This window comes from Clavibacter quasicaliforniensis (assembly GCF_051201715.1).
Lineage (GTDB): Bacteria > Actinomycetota > Actinomycetes > Actinomycetales > Microbacteriaceae > Clavibacter > Clavibacter seminis.
In genome coordinates, this window is sequence record NZ_CP139624.1 from 2,751,349 (window position 1) to 2,768,566 (window position 17,218).

Here is a 17,218-nt window from a genome sequence, read left to right on the forward strand (position 1 = left end):
GTATCATGGGGGGAATTCATCCATGGAGGATCCCTGTGGCCCAGCTGTTGATCCTGACCTCGTCCGCGGACACCGACGTGCTCCCGGCGCTCGGGCTCCTCAGCCACCGGACGCGGCACGTCCAGGCGGATGCGGCGAGCCTCGTGAACGCCCCCGCTGCCGACCTCGTGCTCGTGGACGCCCGGCGCGACCTCGCCAGCGCGAAGTCGCTCTGCAAGATCCTCACCACCACGGGCGGCGGCACGCCGCTCATCCTCGTGCTCACCGAGGGCGGCCTCACGGCGGTCAGCGCCGACTGGGGCGCGACCGACGTGATCCTCGACTCCGCCGGTCCCGCCGAGGTCGACGCGCGCGTGCGCCTCGTGATCGGCCGCGCGGCGCTCGAGCACACGGGCAGCAAGATCCAGGCGTCCGGGGTGGTCATCGACGAGGCCAGCTACTCCGCCAAGGTGCACGGCAAGCCGCTCGACCTCACCTTCAAGGAGTTCGAGCTGCTGCGCTTCTTCGCGAGCCACCCGTCGCGGGTCTTCACGCGCGAGCAGCTGCTCAGCGAGGTGTGGGGCTACGACTACTTCGGCGGCACGCGCACGGTCGACGTGCACGTGCGGCGCCTGCGGGCCAAGCTCGGCGACCTCGAGTCGCTCATCGGCACGGTGCGCAACGTCGGCTACCGCTTCAACGTGTACGAGGAGGACAGTGAGCGCGTTCCCGCCCCCGCCGGAGCCTGACGCCGCGCGCGTCGCCCGCGTCGAGCCCACCCCCGACGTCGTCCGCAGGAGCCTCGAGCTCGCCGACCGCGCACGCGCGGACGACGCCGTCGCCCCGTTCAACGAGCAGACCCGCCTGACGCTCGGCACGGAGGACGGCCCCGCCCTCCTCGTCGTCCAGGGGACGGACGAGCGCCCGATCGGCGCTGCTGTCGTCGCGCGGGGCGACGGCGGCATCGAGGCCGAGCTCGTCGTGGATCCGGCCCACCGCCGCCGGGGCGTAGGTCGCGCGCTCCTCGACGCCGTGCTCGCGGAGGCCGCGGGATCGCCGGCCTCCGTCTGGGCGCACGGGGACCACCCCGCGGCCCGCGCCCTCGCCGCCGCGACGGGCCTCGACCGGGCCCGCGAGCTCCTGCAGCTGCGCGCGGCGGTCGCCGAGGCGCGCACGGGCCTCGGCGAGCGCCCGATGCCGGCGGGCCTCGCGCTCTCCCCCTTCACCGCCGAGGACGCCGACGACTGGGTCGCGCTCAACGCGCGCGCCTTCGCGAGCCACCCCGAGCAGGGCCGCATGACCCGCGCCGACCTCTGCGACCGCATCGCCGAGCCGTGGTTCGACCCGGCCCTCCTGCTCCTCGCCCGCGACGCGGACGGCCGGCTGGCCGGCTTCCACTGGCTCAAGGTGGAGGGCGGCCAGGCCGAGGTGTACGTGCTGGGCGTGGATCCCGACCGCGCGGCCCGCGGACTCGGATCCGCCCTCCTCGCCGCCGGTCTCGATCTGCTCGCCGAGCGCGGCCACGACGAGGTCGACCTCTACGTCGAGGCCGACAACGCGCCCGCCCTCGCGCTCTACCGCCGAGCCGCCTTCCGCGACGCCGCGGTCGACGTCCAGTACCGCCGCGCCTGATCCCCGCGCCTCCCCCGGCGCTCCCCCGATGCGGTTCACCCTGCGTTCACCTGCCGGAGGGCGGAGCGCACACCGCGATGCCATGATGGGCGGATGGACAGCGAGACGTACATCGGCGATGCGAAGGCGGTCGCCGAATCCCTGGACGACTTCGATGACGAGGACGAGCTCCTCGAGGACGACGGGACCCTCCCCGAGGGGCGCTTCCTCGACCGCGAGCTGAGCTGGCTGGCGTTCAACCGCCGCGTCCTCGAGCTGGCGGAGGACCCCGAGCTGCCGGTCCTCGAGCGCGCCAACTTCCTCGCCATCTTCGCGAGCAACCTCGACGAGTTCTTCATGGTCCGCGTCGCCGGCCTCAAGCGCCGCATCGCCACGGGCCTCGCCGTCCCCACGAACATCGGCCGCACCCCCGCCGAGGTGCTCTCCGCCATCAACGAGACCGCCTACCGCCTGCAGGTCCGCCATGCGGCGGCCTTCAACGACAGCGTCCGCCCGGCGCTCGAGGAGCACGGCATCCGCATCGTGCGCTGGGACTCGCTCGACGAGGCGCAGCAGGACCGCCTTCACGAGCTGTTCTCCGAGCAGGTGTTCCCCGTGCTCATGCCGCTCGCGGTGGATCCCGCGCACCCGTTCCCCTACATCTCGGGCCTGTCGCTCAACCTCTCGGTCCGCATCCGCAACCCGAAGACGAACCGCCAGGAGTTCGCGCGCATCAAGGTGCCGCAGATGCTGCCGCGCTTCATGCCGCTCACGCCCGACACGCGCTCCGGCCCCATCGACTTCATCGCGCTCGAGGACCTCATCGCGAACCAGCTGCAGACGCTGTTCCCCGGCATGGAGATCGTCGAGCACCACGTGTTCCGCGTCACGCGCAACGAGGACGTGCAGATCGAGGAGGACGAGACCGAGAACCTCATCCAGGCCCTCGAGAAGGAGCTGCTGCGCCGCCGGTTCGGCCCGCCCATCCGCCTCGAGATCTCGGACGACATGGACGCGGTCACGCTCGACCTGCTCATGCGCGAGCTCGACATCACCGAGCAGGAGGTGTTCACGCTCCCGTCCCCGCTCGACCTCGGCGGCCTGTTCGACCTCGCCAAGCTCGACCGCCCGGCGCTGCACTACCCGAACAACGTGCCCACCACGGCCGTCGCGCTGAAGCCCGCCGAGGACAACTCGCGGGCCGACATCTTCCGCTCCATCGCGCAGCAGGACATCCTGCTGCACCACCCCTACGAGTCGTTCACCACGAGCGTGCAGGCGTTCCTCGAGCAGGCCGCCGCGGATCCGCACGTGCTCGCCATCAAGCAGACGCTCTACCGCACGAGCGGCGACAGCCCCATCGTCGAGGCGCTCATCGACGCGGCCGAGGCGGGCAAGCAGGTGCTCGCGCTGGTGGAGATCAAGGCCCGCTTCGACGAGCAGGCCAACATCACGTGGGCCCGCAAGCTCGAGAAGGCCGGGGTGCACGTCGTCTACGGCGTCGCGGGCCTCAAGACGCACTGCAAGCTCGCGCTCGTCATCCGCCAGGAGAAGGGCGGGGTGCTACGGCACTACAGCCACATCGGCACGGGCAACTACAACCCCAAGACGAGCCGCATCTACGAGGACCTCGGGCTCCTCACGGCGGACGACGTGGTGGGCAAGGACCTCACGCGCCTGTTCAACGAGCTCTCCGGCTACGGCATCGAGAAGAAGTTCAAGCGCCTGCTCGTCGCGCCGCTGCACCTTCGGAAGGGCCTGCTCAAGCGCATCGCGGTGGAGACGCAGAACGCGCTCGACGGCAAGCCGAGCGGCATCCGCATCAAGGTCAACTCCATCGTCGACGAGAAGATCATCGACGCGCTCTACCGGGCCAGCAACGCGGGCGTTCCCGTGCAGGTCTGGGTGCGCGGCATCTGCTCGCTCACGCCGGGGCAGCCGGGGCTCAGCGAGAACATCGAGGTGCGGTCGATCCTCGGGCGCTACCTCGAGCACAGCCGCGTGTTCTCGTTCGTCAACGACGGCGACCAGGCCACCTTCATCGGCAGCGCCGACATGATGCACCGCAACCTCGACCGCCGGGTGGAGGCGCTCGTGCGGCTCGTGGATCCCGCGCACCTGCAGGAGATCGAGGACCTGTTCGACCGCGCCATGGCCGACACGACCTCCGCGTGGATCCTCGACTCCGCCGGCGAGTGGACGCGCCGCAACAAGGGCGCGGACGGCACCACGCTGGAGGACCTGCAGACCGCGGTGATGGGCATCGTGTCCAAGCGCAAGCGGCGCGTGCTCCGCTGAGCGGGGCTCCACGGAGCCCCGGCCCCGCTAGCGTGGGGGACGTGCCCCCTGCCCCCTCCGTCTTCGCCGCGGGCGCCGTCGTCTGGCGCGTGGTAGACGGCCGGATCCGGGTGCTCATCATCCACCGCACGCGACGCCGCGACACCTCCCTGCCGAAGGGCAAGGTGGATCCCGGCGAGACGCTCCCGCAGACCGCCGTCCGCGAGGTGCACGAGGAGACCGGCCTCCGGGTCGCGCTCGGCGTGCCGCTCGGCGCCATCGAGTACGGCATCTCCGGCGGTCGCCGCAAGTCGGTGAGCTACTGGGCGGCGGAGGCCACCGACGCCATGGTCGAGGCCAGCCGCTTCGAGCCGGACGACGAGGTCGAGAGCGTCGAGTGGGTCTCGATCCCCAACGCCCGCAAGCGCCTCGACTACCCGGGCGAGGTGCAGATCCTCGACCTCTTCGCCGGGCTCGTGGAGACGGGCTCGCACCGGTCGTTCGCCCTCATCGCCCTGCGCCACGGCCACGCCGTGCAGCCGTACGAGTGGGATGGAGCGGACGCGTCGCGGCCGCTCAGCGCGCGCGGGCGGGAGGACGCGCGGGCGATCGTGCCGACGCTCCTCGCCTTCGGTCCGCGGGTCGTCACGAGCAGCACCGCCGAGCGCTGCATGCAGACGGTGGCGCCCCTCGCGGAGGCCCTCGGCCGTCGGGTGAAGGAGGACGCGGGCATCAGCCAGGACGCGTACGAGACCTACGGAGGATCCGTGCGGGAGACCGTCGCGAAGCGCGTGCGCAAGGCCCGCAGCGCCGTGCTCTGCAGCCACAGCCCGGTCCTGCCGGAGATCCTGCACGAGATCGCCCTCGCCACCGAGACGCCCCGCGCGAGCCGCATGCCGCGGGCGGGGATGCTGTCACCCGCCGAGTTCTCGGTGGTGCACCTGTCGGCGTCGGACCCCGAGGCGGGGATCCTCGCGGTGGAGACGTACGGGCCGTCGGCCTGACGGCGCCCGGCCGCCTCGAAACCCCGAACACGGCCGACCGACAACTGTGCGCCCGCACGCCTGAGCCCGTGCCGATCCACGCGGTCTGTTCACCTCCCGTTCACCGATATCGGCCGAACCGGTCAAGAGCCCGACATAGCTTCGTCGAGGGGCATGCACCTGCCTCCTCACAGCAAGAAATACCCGGAAGGCTCCATCACGTGAAGATCTCGCGTCTCAGCAGCGCAGCAGCGCTCGCCGCCGTCACCGCACTCGCACTCTCCTCCTGCGCCTCCAACGAGGCGCCCGCCGAGGGCGGCGACGCATCGGCGTCCACCCTGTCCGGCACGCTCAACGGCATCGGCGCCACCTCCCAGGGCGCAGCCCAGGAGGCCTGGAACGCCGCGTTCCAGACCGCCAACCCCGGCGTCACCGTCACCTACGCCGGCGAGGGTTCCGGCGCCGGCCGCGAGGCGTTCATGGCCGGCGGCCAGAACGCGAACTTCGCCGGCTCCGACCGCGCGCTCAAGACCGACGAGCTCACGGGCACGTTCGGCCAGTGCGCCGACGGCGTCAAGCCGATCGACCTCCCCGCGTACATCTCCCCCATCGCGCTGATCTTCCAGGTCGAGGGCGTGAAGGACCTGAACCTCGACGCCGCCACCACGGCAGGCATCTTCAAGGGCACCATCACGAAGTGGAACGACCCGGCCATCGTCGCGCTCAACCCCGACGCCACCCTGCCCGACGCCGGCATCACCGCCGTGCACCGCTCGGACGACTCGGGCACCACCGAGAACTTCGCGAAGTACCTCAACACCACGGCCAAGACGGTCTGGGACGCGGAGCCCAAGGGCGTCTGGCCCTACCAGGGTGGCGAGGCGGCCCAGGGCACGACCGGCGTGGTCGACGCCGTCAAGGGCGGCACCAACATCATCGGCTACGCCGACGCGTCCAAGGCCGGCACCCTCGGGGTCGCGAAGATCAAGGTCGGCGACGAGTTCGTCGGCTACTCGCCCGAGGCCGCAGCCGCCGTCGTCGAGGCCTCGCCCGAGGCCGAGGGCCGCGAGGCGAACGACGTCGTCTTCGACATCGACTACTCCACCACCGAGTCGGGTGTCTACCCGATCGTCCTCGTCAGCTACCTCATCGCCTGCCAGGAGTACAAGGACCCGGCCGTCGGCGAGCTCGTCAAGGCCTACCTCGGCTACGTGACCAGCAGCGAGGGCCAGCAGCTCGCCGGCGAGAAGGCCGGCGCCGCGCCGCTCTCCGACACGGTCTCCGCTCAGGTCAAGACCGCGGTCGAGTCGATCAAGTAGCACCAGCCGTCCGCCCCCTGATCCGCGCCAGCGCGGGTCAGGGGGCGCTCCCACGGGCGGCCCCGCCGCCCCCAGCCCCACCGTCTCGACCCAAGGGATCCCGACCCATGACGACCGCCGCCCCGCAGCCTCCCCAGGCTCCCGAGTCCGATCGGCCGCGCGACGTCGCCGCCGCCACCGCAGCTCCCCGCAGCTCCCGGGACGCGAAGCCCAAGGCCCGCGTGGGCGACCGCGTCTTCTCCGGCCTCTCCCGCGGGTCAGGCACGCTGATCCTCGTGATCCTCGCGGCCGTCGCGCTGTTCCTCATCGTGCAGAGCATCCCGGCCCTCACCGCACCTCCTGCCGAGATCTCCGGCGGCGGCGGCTTCTGGGCCTACGTCGGGCCGCTCATGTTCGGCACCGTCTACGCCGCGGCGCTCGCCATGCTCATGGCCGTCCCCGTCGCCATCGGCATCGCGCTCTTCATCTCGCACTACGCGCCCCGCCGCCTGGCCCAGGGCCTCGGCTACGTCATCGACCTGCTCGCCGCCGTCCCCTCCGTGGTGTTCGGCCTCTGGGGCATCGCGGTGCTGGCGAAGTTCCTGCAGCCGTTCTACACGTTCCTCACCGACACGTTCGGCTGGTTCCCGCTCTTCGCCGGCCCCGTCTCGGGCACCGGCCGCACGATCTTCACGGTCGCGGTGGTCCTCGCCGTCATGATCCTGCCGATCGTCACCGCGCTCTGCCGCGAGGTCTTCCTGCAGACGCCGAAGCTGCACGAGGAGGCGGCGCTCGCCCTCGGCGCGACCCGCTGGGAGATGATCCAGACCGCCGTCCTGCCGTTCGGCCGCCCCGGCATCATCTCCGCCTCCATGCTCGGCCTCGGCCGCGCCCTCGGCGAGACGATGGCGGTCGCGATCGTCCTCTCCCCCGCCGCGGTCGTGAACTTCGCCTGGTTCCAGTCCACGAACTCGAACACCATCGCCGCGAACATCGCGCTGAGCTTCCCCGAGGCGTACGGCCTCAAGATCAACGAGCTCATCGCATCCGGCCTCATGCTCTTCGTCATCACGCTGGCCGTGAACATGCTGGCCCGCTACATCATCAGCCGCCGCAAGGCCTTCTCCGGAGCGAACTAATGGCGACGACCGCACCCTCCCGCACGCGTCCCGTCGCGAGCACCCTCCCCAACTCCCTCACCGCCGGCAAGCTGCACCGGTTCACGGCCCCGGCGATCTTCGTCGTGTCCTGGCTCGTCATGGCGGCCGTGTTCCTGGTGCTCGAGCTCTCGGGCGCCGCGGACAGCTTCAACCTCGTCGGCACGGCCGTGTTCGGCACGATCCTGTTCGGCGTCGCGCTGTTCTGCTTCTCCCTCGCCGTGGAGGGCGAGCGGAAGGCGAAGGACCGGGTCATCACGATCCTCGTCACGGTCGCGTTCGTGCTCGCGCTCATCCCGCTCATCTCGCTCGTGTTCACGGCGGTCACCAACGGCTCCAACCGCTTCGACCCGCTGTTCTTCAACTCGAGCCTCCGCAACGTGGTGGGCGAGGGCGGTGGCGGCCTCCACGCCATCATCGGCACGCTGATCGTCACGGCCATCGCCGCGGTGATCTCCATCCCCGTGGGCCTGATGGCGGCCATCTACCTCGTCGAGTACGGCCGCGGCCGCCTGGCCCGTGCCATCACGTTCTTCGTCGACGTCATGACGGGCATCCCCTCGATCGTCGCGGGCCTGTTCGCGTACGCGCTGCTGGTGATATTCCTCGGCCCCGGCGTCCGCCTCGGCTTCGGCGGCGCGCTGGCGCTCTCGGTGCTGATGATCCCCGTGGTCGTGCGCAGCGCCGAGGAGATGCTCAAGCTGGTGCCGAACGAGCTCCGCGAGGCCTCCTACGCGCTCGGCGTGCCGAAGTGGCTGACGATCGTGAAGATCGTGCTGCCCACGTCGCTCGCCGGCATCGTCACGGGCGTGATGCTCGCGATCGCCCGCGTCATAGGCGAGACCGCACCGCTCCTCATCGTCGCCGGGTTCACGCAGAGCATGAACTACAACCCCTTCAAGGACCAGATGATGACCCTGCCGGTGTTCGTGTTCCGGCAGTACGCCGACCAGGGCAGCGACGCGTTCGCCTACGTGGACCGCGCGTGGACCGGCGCGCTCGTGCTGATCCTCATCGTCATGGTGCTGAACGTCATCGCCCGGCTCATCGCCCGCATCTTCGCCCCCAAGCTCGGCCGCTAGCACCCGCTCCCCCGGCCCACTCACCCGATCGGTAGGAACACCTTTGTCCAAGAGCATCGAAGTCAACGACCTGAACGTCTACTACGGCAAGTTCAAGGCGGTCGAGGACGTCAACCTGCGGATCGAGCCGCGCACCGTCACCGCGTTCATCGGCCCGTCCGGCTGCGGCAAGTCGACCTTCCTCCGCACGCTCAACCGCATGCACGAGGTGATCCCCGGTGCGTACGTGGAGGGCGAGGTGCTGGTCGACGGCAACGACCTCTACGGCCCCGGCGTCGACCCGGTGCTCGTGCGCCGCCAGGTCGGCATGGTCTTCCAGCGGCCGAACCCGTTCCCCACCATGTCGATCCGCGACAACGTGCTCGCGGGCGTCAAGCTCAACAACCGCAAGATCTCCAAGTCGGACGCGGACGCGCTCGTCGAGCAGTCCCTGCAGGGCGCCAACCTCTGGAACGAGGTGAAGGACCGCCTGGCCCTCCCCGGATCCGGCCTCTCGGGCGGCCAGCAGCAGCGCCTCTGCATCGCGCGCGCCATCGCGGTGCAGCCCGACGTGGTGCTGATGGACGAGCCGTGCTCCGCGCTCGACCCCATCTCCACGCTCGCCATCGAGGACCTCATCGAGGAGCTCAAGGCGCAGTACACGATCGTCATCGTGACCCACAACATGCAGCAGGCCAGCCGCGTCTCCGACCGCACGGCCTTCTTCAACATCGCCGGCACCGGCAAGCCCGGCAAGCTCATCGAGTACGACGACACCACCACGATGTTCTCCAAGCCCAGCGTGCAGGCGACCGAGGACTACGTGAGCGGCCGCTTCGGCTGATCCCGACTCCTCGCACGGCGAAGGCCCCCGCATCCTCAGGATGCGGGGGCCTTTCCGATGAACGGGCCGTGCGGCGCCGATCAGGTGCTGGTGACCGCCACGATGGGCTCGGTGGTGGGCTGCTCGGATCCGCCCTCGGGCTCGACCGTTATGGCCACGGTGTCGCCGGGGGTGTAGCTGCCGTCGAGCACGGCGTGACCCGCTCCGTCCGCGGCCGGCATGACCCCGGCGGACACGGGACCGGATGCGCCGACGTACCACATCTGGAGCACGCGGCCCTCGGGCAGCGGCGAGGCGTCGTTCAGGACGACGGCCGTCTTGGCCTCCGAGGCGGAGAAGTAGACCGTGGCCGTGCCGCCGCCGACGACGTCGCGCTTGTCGATGACGACGTCGGAGGCCGTGGTGACCCGCTCGTAGGCGGAGGCGACCGGCGCCTGCGAGGTGCCGGGGCCGCCCACGTTCGTGCCGACGACCACGCCGCCCACGACGAGCACGACGGCCGCCGCGGCGACGCCGATGAGGGCTCCGGGCTTGCGGAACCACCGCTCGGAGGCGCGGGCGGATGCGGATCCGAGGCGCTCGCGCGGAGCGGAGGACGATGACGCGGAGGAACCGGGGACAGCGCCCGCGGAGGCCGCGGGACGCAGCTCGGTGACGGGCGCGGGTCGGCGGTCGTCGTCCGTCGCCGCGGTCGGCGCGACGAGCGGCGGCAGCTGCGGCGTGGCGTCGAGCATGGCCATGATGTCGACCTTGAGGCGCGGCGAGGGATCCACCGGCTCGGCGGTCCAGGCGAGGTCGGCCGCGGTCGCCCGCAGCTCCTCGACCTCGGCGCGCAGGACGGGGTCGCGCTCGAGCAGGGCCTCGAACTCGGCGGCCTCCTCGGCGTCGACCGCTCCGAGCGCGTACGCCGCGGTGAGCGTGCGGATGTCGTCGTCGGTGGTCATGATGCGACCCCCATCTCGTCGCGCAGGCGGATCATGCCGTCGCGCAGGCGTGTCTTCACGGTGCCGATGGGCACGTCGAGCATCGACGCGACCTCGCTGTGGCTGTAGCCGCCGTAGTAGGCGAGGGAGACGGCCTGGCGCTGGATCTCGGTGAGCTTCGTCATGGCCTTCTTGACCCTCTCGTGCTCGATGCTGATCTCGACGGTCTCGGAGACCTGGTCGTAGCCGTTCTCGTGGTCGCGGATGCCGATGCGGACATCGCGATCGCGGCTGGACTGGGAGGCGCGCACGCGGTCGACCGCGCGGCGGTGGGCCATGGTGAGCACCCACGTGGTCGCTGCGCCCTTGGCGGGATCGAAGCGGGAAGCGGACTGCCAGATCTCCAGGAAGATCTCCTGCGTGACCTCCTCCGACTGCGCGTGGTCGACGAGGAGTCGGCGGACGAGTCCGAGGACACGGGGAGCGAGCTGGTCGTAGAGCTCCGAGAAGGCACGCCGGTCGCCCTGGGCGACGCGGCCGAGGAGCGACTCCTTCGACTCGGGGTCCGCCGGCCCTGGGAGGTGGGGACGCTCGATCGATGAAGGCACGAGCCCCAGCATCTCAGACCCGCGAGCGAACCGCATGCAGGCAGGGCGGGGCCCGCCTGGCCTGGGTGGTGCTGCGGGGAGGTCATGTGGTGCTTTCCGGTCGTGGTGCGGATGGTGGGGAGCCGATCCGCGGGCATGCGGTGCCCCGCACCAGCCGGGATCCCGCGGTGCGGGACATCTGGGATGGCCGGGCGGCCTGCCACGCGGGCAGGACCCGACCGATGCGGGTCGCACCCTCGCGGGTGACGGATGCGAGGCGGGTGAGCGCCTCACGATGACTCTTCGGCGCGAGTCGCGTCACGGATTGGTCACAGGCCGTGGGGATTCGGCGGTGCGGACGCGGGGATCTCGGCCGCTCGCACGGGGGCCGTCCCTCCGCGGAGGAGGGGGAGGGAGATGAGGAGCCGGGCCGCAGGACGCCTCTCGGCGCGAGGCCGCTCGGAGCGGCGAATATTGGTACCCGGGAGTACTGCGGCCCGACCAGGAACCACTGTAACCGAGTCGGCGCGGGCTGTCGTCCCGGGGGTCGCGCTCACAGCGAACGGGCGGATCCACGCGTGGGACGGGTCAGTCGAGGCGGTCGCTCCGCCAGAGCCGGGCGCACTGCACGAGGTCGGCGGCCATCTGCGAGAGGCGGAGGGCGCGCGTGGTGAGGTCCCCCGCGCGCTCCGGCGACGCCGTCGCGTCGAGGTCGTCCGCGACGCTCGTGGCGCCGAGGGCGGCCAGCCGACTGAAGGCGCCCGCGCGGTCGAGGGCCACCGCGAAGTCGCCCGTGAAGAGGCCGCGGAGGATGCTGTCGGCGAGCTCGACGATCTCCGCCGGGCCGGTCGGAGCGGTGGCGCCGGCGACGACCGGGTCGATGGTCGTGGCCACCTCGGTCCCGCGCTGGTAGAGGAGGCTGATGCCGTCGGGATCCTGCCGGATGAGCGCGCGCATGAGGTACAGCCGCCAGAGCGCGCCCGGCAGGCTGCGCGGGCTGGCGCGCGACCACAGCTCGGCGACCGCGTCGATGCCGTGCTCGTCGGTGTACGCGATGAGGCGCTCGACGACCGCGGGGTCCGGATCCGCCCGCACGCGCGCCAGCAGCGCCGACGCGGTCTCGTGGGCCACGCGGCTGATCGTGGCGGGGTCGTCGCCGCCGAGCATGCTCTCGAACTTGGCCCCGGAGAACTTGGTGGGCTTGTGGTATTCGCCGGACATCCCGGCAAGCGTACGCCGGACGGATCCTCCCGAGCGGCCTCGCGCGACGTCGCCCCGCTCCGAGGCGGCCCCCGCCCATCCCGTAGCATCGGGGGCGCGGGCCTCTAGCTCAGTTGGTAGAGCAAGGGACTTTTAATCCCTGGGTCGTCGGTTCGAGCCCGACGGGGCCCACCGGCACGGATCGACGGACGCCCGGCACGCCGGCGCCCTGCGGGATCAGCCCCGACCGCCCCGGTCCAGCACGAGGAACGGCGGCGTGCGGTAGAGGAACCGCAGCGGCGTGCGCATCGCCACCGCGTGCAGGGCCAGGGACGCCGCGATCGCGACGACGCTCACCACCAGGGGCAGCAGGTACGGCATGGCGCCGGACGCCTGGAAGCCCACGGCGTCGAGCACGGCGCAGGCCGCGGCGATCACGAGGACGTGCGCCACGTAGATGGGCAGCGTGTTCCGGCCGAGGAAGCGCAGCGGTCGCACGAGCCGCGTGCGCGCGAGCAGGGCCGCCCACAGCACGCCGACCGCCATCGCTAGGCACGAGACGACGAGCAGCACGCCGGGGACGCCGCTGATGCCGGTCAGCTCGACGGCGACCCCCGCCGCGCCGAACGCGACCAGGGCGGCCGCGGCCGCGACGGGCCGCGGCCGGGACGCGACGCGGAACACCAGGTCCTTGGCGTGCAGCCCGATGAGGAAGAAGACGAGGTACTTCGCCATGCCGTCCCAGCTGAGGCTGCCGATGCGCAGCACGCTGAGGAAGAGGGCGGAGAGGACGGCGGCGACGCCCAGCTGGATCCACGGCGGCACGCGCCCGTGCGCGATCTTCGCCACCACGAGGAACACGGCGAGCGCGTGCAGGAACCAGAGGCCCGTCGCGGGGAACACGAACGCGAGCAGCAGCGCCCGCGGGTCGCCCTCGTGCGGACGCGAGTCGAGCGGCACCAGCGAGAAGTAGAGGAAGCGCAGAACCGACCAGATCGCCAGCGCCCACACGAGGATCGCGATGCGGGAGTTCCAGAGCTCCGGCCAGGAGCGGCGCACGGCCGACCCCGCGAGGAGCCCCGAGGCGAGGAAGAAGATCGGCATCCGGAAGGTGACGAACGCGCTGTTGATGGTCGCCCAGACCGGTGAGGCGAGGTCCTCCTGCATCAGCAGGAGGCCCGCATGGAACAGCGCCACCAGCAGGATGGCCATCGCCCTGGCCGCATCCACCCAGTCCGCGCGCGCAGCAGTGACCGTCGTTCCGTCTCCCCCAGACATGCTCGGCACCGTATCGGGTCGATGTGTCCGGCTCGTGTCGGAGGGCGGCGGCGGGAGGCGGATCCAGTGGTGATCCCAGTGGCGGGGTGATCGCCCCCCGAACGGGGTGGGACTTCGACGCCACCGCCGACCGCGATCGAACGTACGGTTCACGGGTGGGGAAATACGGATACCGGGCGGGCGCGAAGGCGCGGGCAGCATGGCGGATCGCCGGCTGGACGGCCGCGGCCGCCGTCGCGGCGTGCTCGGTCGGCCTGGTCGTCGCGGCGCTCGGCACCGGCGCGGAACCCGTCGAGAACGCGGGCGCCGTCGCGGAGTCCGGCTTCGTCTCCGGGCCCGGCAACACGATCGCGCCCGTGGCGCCGCTGGAGCTCCCCGAGGATCCCGCGGTCCTCATGTTCGGCGACTCCTTCATCCTCGGCCACGGCATCGAGACGTCGGGGCGGCCCGCCTACCCGGCGCTCCTCGCCGACCTCGAGGGCTGGACCGACGTGCGCCTGAACGCGGCGGCCGGCACCGGGTTCGCCGCCACGTCCGACCAGCCCTCGTACCCGGATCGCCTGGCCGCGATGGACGACGACTTCACGCCCGACCTCGTGGTCCTCCAGGGCAGCGTCAACGACATCAAGCCGGGCGAGGTCGCGGTGCGCAGCGGCGTGACCCGGACCCTCGCCGACATCGCGGAGCGCTGGCCCGACGCCCAGACCGTGATCATCACGCCGATGACGGGCGTGCAGAGCTACGAGAAGCTCGCGTCCGCGTACACGGGGCCCGCGCTCGGGAAGGCCCACGTGATCGACGCCACGGGTCCGGAGAGCTGGCTGCCCGTGGACCGTCCCGACCTCCGCACGGAGGACGAGTGGCACCCCAGCGCCACCGGGCACGAGGTCATCGCGGCCGGGATCCAGACGTCGCTCGCGGCGCTCGCCGACTGAGGCGGCGCCCGGACGTCAGCCGGCCGGCGCGGAGCCCGTCCCCGGATCGGTCAGCGCGCGGCCGAAGCCGTCGACGCTGCGGACGCCCCGGTCCGTGACGATCGAGGCGAATGGCGTGTCGGGGTTGTTGGGGAGGGACGGGCGCTCGACGCGGGTGTCGCGCGCGAACGCGCCCACCACGACGACGCGCTGCGACGGGTACTTGCTCGGGGTCATGAACATGGTGCCGCGGCCGACGAACGTGTCCTGGGCCAGCCTCCCGCCCTGGTCGACGAGGCCGACGCCGATGCCGTGGGCGCCGCCGTCGCCGCCCGTCACGATGTTGTAGCCGACGACGGTGGCGCCGACGCCCGCCCCGATCTCCATCTGGTATCCGCCCGCGCCGGAGTTGCCCTCGAGGCGCATGCCGTTGATGCCGAGCTCGGAGACCATGGACGACGCGTTGCTCGTGGGGATCGCGAGGAAGCCGCGGGCCGCCTTGTTGCCGGCCCCGCAGCCGATGACGCGCGTGTTCTCGAAGCGCGCGTTGGTGGGGGCGATGCGGATCCCGCCCGCCGTGCAGTTCACGATCTCTGTGTCGCGCATGACGATGTCGATGGCGTTGACCCCGTCGCAGTCGACGCCCCAGGTGCCCGCGGTGATGACGCGCAGGCCCTCGATGACGTTCGCGTAGGAGTACTCGTCGCTGGCCGCGGTGAAGGCCGCGCGGGCGAAGAAGACGCCGGCGCCGCCGGTGGAGTTCAGCTCGATGTCGGTGATCCGGCAGTGCAGCAGCGAGCGCAGGTACAGCCCGTGGCGGCCCGTGCGCGTGCCGGTGATGCTGAAGCCGGTGAGCGAGACCGTGGCCTTGTTGTTCGCGGCGGGACCGGCGTCGGCGCCGATCTTGCCCTGCACCTTGAAGACGTCGCCCGTGGATCCCGCGATCTGCCGGATGGTCGTGACACGTCGGCCGTAGCCCTCGATGGAGATGGCCGGGTACCCGTACGGCGCGCCCGAGAGGGGCTGCTTGGGCCAGGCGGCGCTCGAGTAGTCGATGCCGGTCGACGTGACGCGGATCTCGCACGGCGGCAGGATCCCCCGGCCGCCGGTCTTCTGCAGCGCCGCGAAGAACGCGGCCATGGCCTTGGTGTGATCGGCCGCCGACGGCACGAACCCGAACTGCTCCGGGTAGTAGACGCGCGTCTGGTCGCCCACGACGGCGGCGGCCGAGGCGGGCTGCGCCACGGCGGGTGCGGCGACGGATGCGGCACCCGCGGTCGCGCCGACGGCGGCGAGGAAGACGGCGCGGCGGCCGAGGAGCGGCGGCCTCTCGGCGGGCGCCGGGGCGTCCTGGGCGAGTGCCTCGGCGGGCAGGTCGGTGATGGGCGCAGGCGCGTGCGCGCGTGACTCGGGCAAAGGGGGAGCCTTCCGGGTGGGCCGTGCTGACGGGCGCGGTCGGGTCGCGTCGATCCGCTCCCCCGAGCACCGGACGCCCCACGCTGGATAGGGCAAGGGTGCGGCCTGCTGCCGCCCGGAGCGTACCCCCAGTTCGGGGAGGCGCGATGACGGTCTCCACGGGGCCCGGATCCGCGTGCGCACGGGGATCCCGTCGCCTGCCGCGCGACGGCCACGGCGGAGGCGATGCGATGCTGGATCGCATGAGCATGCAGGCCGACGAACTCGTGATCGCGATGCTGACCGCCGAGGAGACGAGCGAGCGCTACGACCTGCTGAAGTCCGCGCTCGAGGAGCACGACGACCGCGGCGTGCAGTACCTCTCGGGCGTCGTCGGACGGCTGCTCGCCTACATCGACGGGCTGCGCGAGCCCGAGGAGAACCGGATCGCGCTCGAGCGGTACACGCAGCGGGTCGCGCTGCAGTGGGCGCAGGAGGACGAGGGCTAGCCTGCTCGCCGGCGGCGCCGGACGACGACGACCAGCGCCAGGACGACCAGGAGCAGCCCCGCCGACCAGCAGACCGCGGCGAGGTCGGGAACCAGATGCGCGGCCAGGGGCATCGCCGCCGCCAGCACGATCATGGCGACGACCGACCGTCGTGGAGATGCGCTCGGCGTCGCGGGCGGGCGTCTCGTCATGCTCGGCCTCCTGGCGGTGGGGATCCGCCCATCAGGCCACACGTCACGGCGTCTCGCGGGCCGCGTGCACAGGCCCGGTCCGGGTCCCCGTCAGAAGCCGGTCGCGCGGATGCCCCAGCTGAGCGTCCACTCCTCGCCGGGGGCGAGGCGGCGCACGCCGACGCCGGAGTTGAAGGCGTCGGCCGGTGCGGTCATCGGCTCGATGGCGACGGCCTGGCCGCCGTGGGTCGGGAACTCGCGCGGCGTGTAGACCTGCAGGAACCCGAACGACGCGTCGGCCCAGAGCTCGACGCCGCGGCCGTCTGGCGCGGTGAGGCCATGGCGGCTCATGCCGCCCTCCACGTGGACGTCACCGTAGCCGGTGTTGAGGTCGAGCTCGCCGACGACGCGGCCCGTGCGGAGGTCCTCGGCGGCGCCGTCGACCGGGTGGTCGGCGACGGGGATCAGCGCGTCGTCGACCTCGGACCACGTGTCGGCGCGGACGGTGAGCGTCAGCTCCGCGGATGGCACGCCGCCGATAGCGAGGTACGGGTGCGCGCCGACCGCGACGGGAGCGGCGGCGGCGGAGTCGTTGCGGATCCGGTGGGTGACGACGAGGCCGTCGTCGGTGAGCCGGTAGGTGACGGAGGTGTCGAGGAGGAACGGGTAGCCGTGCTGCGGGAAGACGGTCGCGGAGAGGGTGACGCGGTCGTCGGCGCGGTCGGAGGCCGCGTAGCCCGTGTTGCGGAGGAGCCCGTGCGACGCGTTGCCGAGCGACGGCTCGGAGACGTCGAGCGCCTGGGCCTTCCCGTCGAGCTCGTAGCGGGCGCCGCGGATCCGGTTCGGCCACGGCACGAGGACCATGCCGGCGCCCATCGGCGCGACGACGTCGTCGCCGTAGGGCTCGACGAGGTCGACGCCGTCGATGGTGAGGCCGCGGATCGCGGCGGCGAGCTGCACGACGGTGGCGCGGAGCTCGCCCGACGGGCCGGCGTGGACGAGGTGGTGCTGCTCTCCGGTGACGGGTCTCAT

Annotated in this window: 17 protein-coding genes and 1 tRNA gene; 11 read left to right on the forward strand and 7 right to left on the reverse strand. The window is 71.8% G+C overall.

Annotated elements, in window-relative coordinates; genetic code table 11:
* The first annotated feature begins 35 nt into the window (after positions 1-35).
* The 8 genes from NL142_RS13090 to pstB all read left to right on the forward strand — a co-directional run bounded on the left by NL142_RS13090 (position 36) and on the right by pstB (position 9,210).
* Positions 36-728, forward strand: coding sequence for a response regulator transcription factor (locus tag NL142_RS13090; RefSeq protein ID WP_194684996.1), 693 nt, complete (start codon positions 36-38; stop codon positions 726-728).
* Positions 697-1,611 (forward strand): mycothiol synthase, encoded by a 915-nt coding sequence (gene mshD / locus NL142_RS13095; RefSeq protein WP_435080098.1) that lies wholly within the window; start codon positions 697-699, stop codon positions 1,609-1,611. Before NL142_RS13090 ends, mshD begins: the two co-directional genes overlap by 32 nt.
* A gap of 93 nt (positions 1,612-1,704) precedes the next feature.
* Positions 1,705-3,888 (forward strand): RNA degradosome polyphosphate kinase, encoded by a 2,184-nt coding sequence (locus NL142_RS13100; protein WP_104235137.1) that lies wholly within the window; start codon positions 1,705-1,707, stop codon positions 3,886-3,888.
* Positions 3,889-3,920: 32 nt separating this feature from the next.
* The gene (locus NL142_RS13105) at positions 3,921-4,871 is read left to right on the forward strand and encodes an NUDIX hydrolase (RefSeq protein WP_435080099.1); all 951 of its coding nucleotides are present in this window, start codon (positions 3,921-3,923) and stop codon (positions 4,869-4,871) included.
* A gap of 200 nt (positions 4,872-5,071) precedes the next feature.
* Positions 5,072-6,169, forward strand: coding sequence for a phosphate ABC transporter substrate-binding protein PstS (locus NL142_RS13110; protein ID WP_435080100.1), 1,098 nt, complete (start codon positions 5,072-5,074; stop codon positions 6,167-6,169).
* A gap of 107 nt (positions 6,170-6,276) precedes the next feature.
* On the forward strand, positions 6,277-7,287 hold the full coding sequence (pstC, locus tag NL142_RS13115; protein ID WP_435080101.1) for a phosphate ABC transporter permease subunit PstC: 1,011 nt from the start codon (positions 6,277-6,279) through the stop codon (positions 7,285-7,287).
* Positions 7,287-8,387: a phosphate ABC transporter permease PstA gene (gene pstA, locus NL142_RS13120; RefSeq protein ID WP_194685001.1), complete on the forward strand. Its 1,101-nt coding sequence runs from the start codon at positions 7,287-7,289 to the stop codon at positions 8,385-8,387. The genes pstC and pstA overlap by 1 nt, the downstream gene beginning before the upstream one ends.
* A gap of 43 nt (positions 8,388-8,430) precedes the next feature.
* On the forward strand, positions 8,431-9,210 hold the full coding sequence (pstB, locus tag NL142_RS13125) for a phosphate ABC transporter ATP-binding protein PstB (RefSeq protein ID WP_012298002.1): 780 nt from the start codon (positions 8,431-8,433) through the stop codon (positions 9,208-9,210).
* Positions 9,211-9,290: 80 nt separating this feature from the next.
* Here pstB and NL142_RS13130 read toward each other — a convergent pair whose 3' ends face one another.
* The 3 genes from NL142_RS13130 to NL142_RS13140 form a co-directional block, all read right to left on the reverse strand.
* Positions 9,291-10,154 carry an anti-sigma factor gene (locus NL142_RS13130; protein ID WP_435080102.1) on the reverse strand — a complete coding sequence of 288 codons (864 nt, stop codon included), beginning with the start codon at positions 10,152-10,154 and terminating at the stop codon, positions 9,291-9,293.
* Positions 10,151-10,753 carry a sigma-70 family RNA polymerase sigma factor gene (locus NL142_RS13135; protein WP_435080103.1) on the reverse strand — a complete coding sequence of 201 codons (603 nt, stop codon included), beginning with the start codon at positions 10,751-10,753 and terminating at the stop codon, positions 10,151-10,153. The genes NL142_RS13130 and NL142_RS13135 overlap by 4 nt, the downstream gene beginning before the upstream one ends.
* Positions 10,754-11,308: 555 nt before the next feature.
* Positions 11,309-11,941 carry a DNA-directed RNA polymerase subunit beta gene (locus NL142_RS13140; RefSeq protein ID WP_194685003.1) on the reverse strand — a complete coding sequence of 211 codons (633 nt, stop codon included), beginning with the start codon at positions 11,939-11,941 and terminating at the stop codon, positions 11,309-11,311.
* Between the two features lie 98 nt (positions 11,942-12,039).
* On the opposite strand from NL142_RS13140, the gene NL142_RS13145 reads away from it, so the two are divergent.
* Positions 12,040-12,112, forward strand: a tRNA-Lys gene (locus NL142_RS13145).
* A 45-nt stretch (positions 12,113-12,157) separates the two neighbouring features.
* On the opposite strand, the gene NL142_RS13150 is transcribed toward NL142_RS13145, so the two are convergent.
* Complete coding sequence (locus NL142_RS13150) at positions 12,158-13,132, reverse strand: acyltransferase family protein (protein WP_435080104.1); 975 nt, start codon at positions 13,130-13,132, stop codon at positions 12,158-12,160.
* Positions 13,133-13,353: 221 nt separating this feature from the next.
* On the opposite strand from NL142_RS13150, the gene NL142_RS13155 reads away from it, so the two are divergent.
* Positions 13,354-14,133 carry an SGNH/GDSL hydrolase family protein gene (locus NL142_RS13155; protein WP_435080105.1) on the forward strand — a complete coding sequence of 260 codons (780 nt, stop codon included), beginning with the start codon at positions 13,354-13,356 and terminating at the stop codon, positions 14,131-14,133.
* 15 nt (positions 14,134-14,148) lie between these two features.
* On the opposite strand, the gene NL142_RS13160 is transcribed toward NL142_RS13155, so the two are convergent.
* Positions 14,149-15,528, reverse strand: a complete 1,380-nt coding sequence (locus NL142_RS13160) for a hypothetical protein (protein WP_435080106.1) — start codon at positions 15,526-15,528, stop codon at positions 14,149-14,151.
* 242 nt (positions 15,529-15,770) lie between these two features.
* Between NL142_RS13160 and NL142_RS13165 the strand changes: the two genes are divergently transcribed.
* Positions 15,771-16,016 (forward strand): hypothetical protein, encoded by a 246-nt coding sequence (locus NL142_RS13165; RefSeq protein ID WP_234425060.1) that lies wholly within the window; start codon positions 15,771-15,773, stop codon positions 16,014-16,016.
* Here NL142_RS13165 and NL142_RS13170 read toward each other — a convergent pair.
* On the reverse strand, positions 16,013-16,207 hold the full coding sequence (locus NL142_RS13170) for a hypothetical protein (RefSeq protein WP_435080107.1): 195 nt from the start codon (positions 16,205-16,207) through the stop codon (positions 16,013-16,015). The genes NL142_RS13165 and NL142_RS13170 overlap by 4 nt on opposite strands.
* Before the next feature lie 90 nt (positions 16,208-16,297).
* Positions 16,298-17,218, reverse strand: a complete 921-nt coding sequence (locus NL142_RS13175; RefSeq protein WP_435080108.1) for an aldose 1-epimerase family protein — start codon at positions 17,216-17,218, stop codon at positions 16,298-16,300.